The organism is Nocardia sp. JMUB6875 (assembly GCF_041154655.1).
GTDB lineage: Bacteria > Actinomycetota > Actinomycetes > Mycobacteriales > Mycobacteriaceae > Nocardia.
In genome coordinates, this window is record NZ_BAAFGR010000266.1 from 1 (window position 1) to 7,269 (window position 7,269).

The following is a 7,269-nucleotide window of genomic DNA, read 5'->3' on the forward strand; positions in this document are numbered from 1 at the left end:
GCGCGAACAGCGACTCCCCTTCTCGCCGTTCGAAGGCCGCGGATATCTATGGGTTGGGCACCACGTTGTACTGCCTGCTCACCGGGCACGCGGCCTTCGAACGGCGAGAAGGGGAGTCGCTGTTCGCGCAGTTCGTGCGAATCGCCTCCGAGCCGGTGCCCGACCTGCGCCCGCGCGGGGTGCCCGCGCCGCTGTGCACCGCGCTGGAATCGGCGATGGCGCAGGATCCCGCGGACCGGCCCGCCACCGCCCGGGAGCTCGGCGAGCGGCTGCGCAATATCCAGTTCTCCAGCGGGCTGGCGGTCGATTCGATGGCACTGCCGGCCGAGATCGGGACCCCGGTGCCCGTGCCGCAGACGATCACGCCGAGGACCGGCCCGGCACCCACACCGTCCACGAGGTTCCGGCCGCCGAGCGCACCACGCCAGCCGGTCCCTCGTACCCGACTGCTCGACCGCCTGCGCGCCGATCACACCCGGCGGCTGGTGCTGATCCACGGACCCGCCGGGTTCGGCAAGAGCACCCTCGCCGTGGAATGGTTGAATGCCGTTGCCGCCGACGGCGTTCGGGTCGCATGGCTGACCGTCGACGAGGACGACGACAATGTCGTCTGGTTCCTGTCGCATGTGGTGGAGGCGATCCGCTACGCCCACCCGGCCGTGGCCGGGCAGCTGGAGCGGCTGCTCGAGGAGCACGCCAGTGATGCCGCACGGCAGGTCATGACCGGTCTCATCGACGAAATCCACCACGGCGGCGAGCCGGTCGCGCTGGTGATCGACGACTGGCATCGGGTCACCAGCCCGGCCAGCATCGCCGCCATGGAATTCCTGCTCGACCACGGCTGCCACCACCTGCGACTCATCGTCACCAGCCGTAACCGGACCGGACTTCCCCTGGGACGCATGCGGGTTCGCGACGAACTCGTCGAGATCGACGAATCCGCACTGCGATTCGACGACCGGGAAACGGCGGCATTCCTCGCCGACAGCGGCGGACTGAGCCTGGCCGACGCGGAGGTCGCGAGACTGCGGGAATCCACCGAGGGCTGGGCGGCCGCACTGCAACTGGCGTCGATGTCGTTGCGCGGCCGCGCGGACCCCGGCGCCTATATCGACCAGATCTCGGGCCGCCACTACGCCATCGGCGAGTACCTGCTCGAGAACGTCGTCGATACCCTCGAACCGGAGCTGCTCGAATTCGTCATGCGCACCTCGGTTCCCGAGCGCGTCAACGCCGATCTCGCCGAGGCGCTGACCGGCGTGAGCAACGGCCAGGACCTGCTGGAACAGGTGCGGCAGCGAGATCTGTTCCTGCGCAGCATCGATGACGATCTGCGCTGGTTCCGCTATCACACGCTGTTCGCGGGCTTCCTGCGCGACCGCCTGATCCGCCTGCATCCGGGTCTGCTCGAGCAACTGCACCTGACCGCAGCGCGCTGGTTCACCGACCACGACATGCTCAGCGAGGCAGTCGATCACGTGCTCGCCGCGGGCGAGCCGCGCCACGCCTGCGACCTGGTGGCCGAGCATGCCGAACAACTCATGGAACGCTCCCGCACGGCGACCCTGCTCGGCCTGGCCGCCAAACTGCCCGCCGCGCTGACGGCGTCGAATCCGGGACTGCTGCTGGCCCTCGCCTGGGCGAACCTGGCCGTGCAGCGCCCGGCCGCGGCGGTGGCCGACCTGGAACGCGCCGAGACGGCGGTCCGCCGCGGCGGCTCCCGAGAGCTCGAAAGTGGCTCGCGGGAGCTGGAATTCGAGATCGAACTCGCCCGCGCCGCACTGTCCCTGGTCACGGACCAGCCGGTGGTGTTCGCCCCCGAACTCGCGCGGGGCCGGGATTCGGCCCGCCCGTTCCTGGCCCACGCGCTGGCCGTGGTGGCGATGGTCTCGGCGCTGTACCGCTTCGACTTCGCCGAGGTGCACCGCTGGCATCGCTGGATCGAACCCTTCCGGGACCGGGCGCGCGGCCCCTTCGGCCCGGTGTACTGCGACTGCATCGCCGGCAGCGCCGCCTACGAGCAACTCGACATCGCCGCGGCCGAAACCCGATTCCGCACCGCCCTGATCCAGGCGCTGCGGACCGGCGGGCAATCGCAGGCCACCCGACTGGCGAGTGCGCTGCTCGGCGAATTGCTCTATGAGAAGGGGCAATTCATCGAGGCCGAGGAACTCCTCGCCGACGGGCCGGGCCCCGAGGGCGGTGCGGTCGAGTTCCTGGTGGCCGGATACGGCACCGGCGCGCGCCTGGCCGCCGTGCGCGGCGACCTCGACACCATGCATCAGCGTTTGGACGAGGGCGCCAAGGTCGCGGCGAACCTGGTGCTGCCGCGCCTGGCCGCGCGCATCCTGAACGAACGCCTGCGCCTGGGCCTGCCCATTGCCGAGATCGACCGCCGCGACCTCGAACAGCTCGCGCCCTACACCGCCCAACCCGACGCCCCGGCCGCCATGACCGCCGAGCTCTCACACGACTCCGCGATCCGGCTCCTGCTGCTCGAACAGACCCCGGACGCCGCCGAGCGGGCCTGCCGACAGGCACAACACCTGGTCGAGGTGATCGCCACCCAGCACCGGCCGCGCGCCCTGCTCAATGCCGAACTCCTCTACGGGTCCTGCCTGTCCACGACGGGCCGCACGACCGAGGCCGCGACCCTGCTGGCGCCCGCGCTGATGCGCTGCGCCGAGCAGGGCCTGGTGCGCCTGGTCGTCGACGCCGGACGCCAGCTCCGGCCCGTGCTCGAAACCGTCTACGGCGCAACGACTTCTGACCAGCACCGGTTCCGCGGCTTCCTGCGGCAGGTGCTCACCGAGTTCGAATACGTCCCGCCCCGCCGATCCACCCCGCCCGGGGAAGTATGAGTCCGGCCCCTCGGCCGCTATAGTTGCGCCATGCAACACGGTGGTGGGCGATGGTCGCCCGATCTGCTGGCGGTCCATGATGGGCTGACCCGGATCGTTCGGGAGATCATCGCGGCACGACCCGATACCGAGGGCCTGCCGTCGTTCGCGCAGCAGTCGGCGCTGTCCTATATCGAGCGGAATCCGGGGTGCCGGGCCACGGAGATGGCCGAGGCGTTCGGCGTCCACCGGTCGACGGTGTCGCGGCAGGTGCGGGCCTGTGTCGAGGTGGGCTGGGTGCAGGCCGGGCCGGGCAGCCTGCACGCCGGATATCCGCTCACCCTGACCGCCGCGGGGCAGCGCGTGCTGGCCGCGGCGGCCGGGCACGATCTGGCCCGGCTCGGCGAGCGGATGGCCGACTGGACTCCCGACGAGACCGCCGAGTTCGCGCGGGCGCTGCGGCGACTGCATCAACCCGACCAGACCATTGGAGACGACCATGCGTGAGTTCGCGGCCGCGGCCACCTTCACCATCGCCGAGGACGAGACCATCGTCCGCTCGGTCTACACCCAGGCCGAGCAGGCGCCGGCGCGGGTGCTGTTCTCCCGGCCCGTCGGCGCCGACTGGCTCGACGTGACCGCCGAGGACTTCGCGCGACTGGTGTCCGAGGTCGCGAAGGGATTGATCGCCAACGGGATTCAACCCGGCGACCGGGTGGTGCTGCTGTCGGCCACCCGCTTCGAGTGGACGCTGCTGGACTTCGCCATCTGGGCGGCGGGTGCGGTCACCGTGCCGGTCTACGACTCGTCCTCCGCCGAGCAGGTGCGCTGGATCCTCGAGGACTCCGGGGCCGCGCTGGCGATCGTGGAGACCACCCGGCACAAGGATCTGCTCGCCGAGGCGCCCGACGCGCTGCGCCGGGTGCTGGTCATCGACGACGGGGCCGAACCGCTCCTGATCGCCGACGGCGAGAACGTCTCCGGCGACCTGCTGCGGGAGCGGCTCGACGGACTGCGCGCCGACGGCCTCGCCTCGCTGGTCTACACCTCCGGCACCACCGGCCGCCCCAAGGGCTGCATGCTCACCCACCGCAACCTGCTCTCGGAGGTGCGCGGCATCCTGCACGCCAGCATCGGCGACGTCGCCCGGCCCGGGCAGCGGATGCTCACCTTCCTGCCGCTGGCGCACGTGCTGGCCCGCGCGGTGTCGCTGGCCGCCTTCGAGGGCGGCATGACCCAGGCGCATTGGGCGGACTTCAAAACCATCACGGGGCAGTTCACGCGCTTCCGGCCGCACACCATTCTCGGTGTGCCCCGCGTGTTCGAGAAGGTGCGCGACGGCGCGGACAAGAAGGCGCGCGATGGCGGCAAGTTCAAGGGCAAGGTGTTCCGGTTCGCCGAACGCACCGCCATCCGGTGGAGCGAAAAGATGGACAGCGCAGGCGGATTCGCGCAGCGACCCTCCCCGCTGCTGCGGCTCCAGCACGCCCTGTGCGACCGGCTGGTGTACGCGCCGCTGCGCGAAGCCCTCGGCGGGAGTTGCGAATTCGCGATCTCCGGTGGTGGCGCGTTGGCCCCGCGGCTGGGGCATTTCTTCCGCGGCCTCGGCGTCCCGATCTACGAGGGCTACGGCATGACCGAGTCCACCGCTGCCCACTGCGTGAACGTGCCGGGCGCGATCAAGATCGGCAGCGTCGGACAACCCCTGGGCGGCAACGCGGTTCGCATCGCGGCCGACGGCGAGATCGAGCTGTCCGGCGGCGTGGTGTTCGCCGGATACTGGCGCAACGACCAGGCCACCGCCGCGGCCATGCACGACGGCTGGCTGCGCACCGGCGATATCGGCTTCGTGGACGCGGACGGCTTCCTGTCGATCACCGGCCGCAAGAAGGATCTGCTGGTCACCGCCGGCGGCAAGAACGTCTCGCCCGGTCCGATGGAAGACCTCATCCGCTCCCACACCCTGATCTCGCAGGCCGTCGTGCTCGGCGACGGCCGCCCGTTCATCACCGCGCTGATCACCCTCGACCCGGAGGCCTTCACCGCCTGGAAGACCGCCAACGGCAAGCCCGCCACCGCCACCATCGCCGATCTGCGCGACGATCCGGCCCTGCGCGCCGAGGTCCAGCTCGCGATCGACGACGCCAACAGCACCGTCTCGCACGCCGAGTCGATCAAGAAGTACGCCCTGCTCGACCGCGACCTCACCGAGGAATCAGGCGAGCTGACCGCCACCCTCAAGGTCAAGCGCCACGTGATCGCCGACCGCTTCGCCGACGTGATCGAGAGCATGTACCGCCACTGACCGCGCTGCCTACCTGCCCGGTTCCTGCGGAGCGAGCAGGTGGGTGAGCGCCTCGGCGGCGAGCTCGATCGGGACGGCGGACAGCAGTTGATCGGTTGCCGCCGTTGCGCTTTCGGGCACGGCGGCGGCGAGGTCCGCCGGTACGCCCGCGGCTGTGAGGCGGGAACGGACATCGGACGGCTGCGTCGCCGCCGGTTCGGGCGCGGTGTCCGCGGCGATCGGTTTGCGCGCCACATCGCCCTGCAAGCGCAGGGTGTTGTAGGCGTTGACGCCCGAGATGATGCCGACCGGAACACCGATGGCCAAGCTCCCGATGGTGCCGCCCATCGCGCCGAGAATGGCCGCGCCGGTGAGGCAGCCGCCGGCGAATCCGGTGGCGGTGCCGGCCAGCGCCGCGGAGAAGGTGCCCGCGGTCCCGGCGCCGATTCCGCCTGCCAGACAGCCGATCACGAGACCGGTCATGCCGCCGAGCAGTCCGCCGACCGAGACCGCGAGCCCGAACTGGGTGCCGACGGCGCTGTAGGCGTCGTTGATGTCCTTCTGCCGCTGCACCGGATCGGGTTGCGGTTTCGGTCCGGGTTGCGGTGCGGCCTGGTCGGGTTGGCCGGGCTGGTCGTCGACGAATCCGGTGATCGGCACGCTGGCCGGGGCCTTGCACACCGGGTCCGGCAGCTGCTCCGCGCTGGTGATCGGCGTATCCGAGGGATGGCTGCGGGTGGGCAGCTGGGAGATGGGCACGGTGCCGAGCGGACAGGGCACGGCGGCATTGGGCCACAACGCCATCGGCGAACCGAGGGTCAGCGTGTTGCCCATGACGTAGCGGCCCTGGTTGTCGAGGACCTGGAAGTTGTTGAGCAGCTGCAACTGTCGCTCACCGTCGGGTCCCGGCTGCAGCGGATCGGGTCCGGTGCCCGGTGCCTGCACCAGCAGGGAGCCGATGGGAGTGGTCAGATACGCCGACATGTCGCTGAGATCGCCGGTGTAGACGACACCCTGCATGACCCCGACCGTCACCCGCGACATGCCCTCGCGAATCGCCTGCTCGTGCGGTGTCAGATCCGCGGTGTTGCCCGGCGGCGGAGGCGGGATCTCGCTGCCGAACGGAATGTGGTGCAGCGTCCTGCGATCCTCGCCCAGGATGAGGTTTCCGGCGTGGTCACGCAGCTGGTAGTGGTTGTTGCCGATGATGCTCACCGCGACGTCCGGGCCGTAGATCGTGGACAGCCGCCGATAGGCGTTGCTGCGCAGATACACATCACCGGTCAGCGGCATATCGTTCTCGCCGCACAGCGGGTCGCGCGGCGGGATCGGCCCCAGCGGATCGTCGGCATCGGGCAGCGGCGGGCAACTCAGCAGCGCCTGATCCGAACCGGGCGAGTCCGGGCTCGACGCGGGATGCGGATCCGGCGTGTCCACCGCGAGCGGCGTGGCATGGGCGCAGACCGCGGTGGTAACCGCGGTCAGAGCCGCCAATGCCGTGGTCAGAGCGACGGGTACGACTCGCAACGGAACCTCGCAATCCATGTCTACGCGCACGGAACCACCGGGAACGAACGCTAGGAAAGCAAAAGCTGCAGGTCAGGCTAACAAGCCCGGACCCGGATTCCCCGGAGCCGGTGACGGTCCGCGATTCCCGCGAACTCACACGGCCGCGGGAGGCGGGCCCATGAGAGTGGACTTGCGGCCCCAGACGAACCAGGCGACCGGGCCCAGGAAGGGGAAGGCCAGGATGAGCAGGGCCCAGACGGCCTTGCCGCCCGCCGCGTAGGTGCGGGAGCGCAGCACGCTCACCAGGGCTCCGATGAAAAGGACGACGGCGGCCAGCAGGGCGGCGATCACGCCGATGCCGAGGGCTACCGAGGCGACGGATTCGCCGGTGCTGGAGTCAGTCGAAGCGAGGATGGTGTTGATCATGTAATCGACCGTATCGACGGCCGGACATTGATCGCATCAGCAATTCGCCCATGATTTGCTCCTGTCGGGTAGATCCCCGGGTGTACGCCGAAAGGATTACGCGCGGGCGCTGATCGTGGCGCCCGACGGCGCTTCAGTTGCGGAGGGTCCGGAGGATCTGCTGGGCCTGGTGGTCGGCGCCCAGCTGGTTCGGGTGGAAGGGGGCGGCGA

General features: G+C 70.2%; 5 protein-coding genes. 3 read left to right on the forward strand and 2 right to left on the reverse strand.

Annotation, left to right across the window (positions count from 1 at the left end; genetic code table 11):
• The 3 genes from ACAM49_RS37320 to ACAM49_RS37330 all read left to right on the forward strand — a co-directional run.
• A partial coding sequence (locus tag ACAM49_RS37320) for an AAA family ATPase (RefSeq protein ID WP_369640248.1) occupies positions 1–2,861 on the forward strand: 2,861 nt, incomplete at its 5' end.
• 30 nt (positions 2,862–2,891) lie between these two features.
• On the forward strand, positions 2,892–3,347 hold the full coding sequence (locus tag ACAM49_RS37325; protein WP_369640249.1) for a MarR family winged helix-turn-helix transcriptional regulator: 456 nt from the start codon (positions 2,892–2,894) through the stop codon (positions 3,345–3,347).
• Positions 3,340–5,145, forward strand: a complete 1,806-nt coding sequence (locus ACAM49_RS37330) for a long-chain fatty acid--CoA ligase (protein ID WP_369640250.1) — start codon at positions 3,340–3,342, stop codon at positions 5,143–5,145. Before ACAM49_RS37325 ends, ACAM49_RS37330 begins: the two co-directional genes overlap by 8 nt.
• A 9-nt stretch (positions 5,146–5,154) precedes the next feature.
• Here the strand turns inward: ACAM49_RS37330 and ACAM49_RS37335 are convergent, their stop codons facing one another.
• The gene (locus ACAM49_RS37335) at positions 5,155–6,681 is read right to left on the reverse strand and encodes a hypothetical protein (RefSeq protein ID WP_369640251.1); all 1,527 of its coding nucleotides are present in this window, start codon (positions 6,679–6,681) and stop codon (positions 5,155–5,157) included.
• Positions 6,682–6,786: 105 nt separating this feature from the next.
• Positions 6,787–7,059, reverse strand: coding sequence for a PLD nuclease N-terminal domain-containing protein (locus ACAM49_RS37340; RefSeq protein ID WP_369640252.1), 273 nt, complete (start codon positions 7,057–7,059; stop codon positions 6,787–6,789).
• Positions 7,060–7,269: the final 210 nt, after the last annotated feature.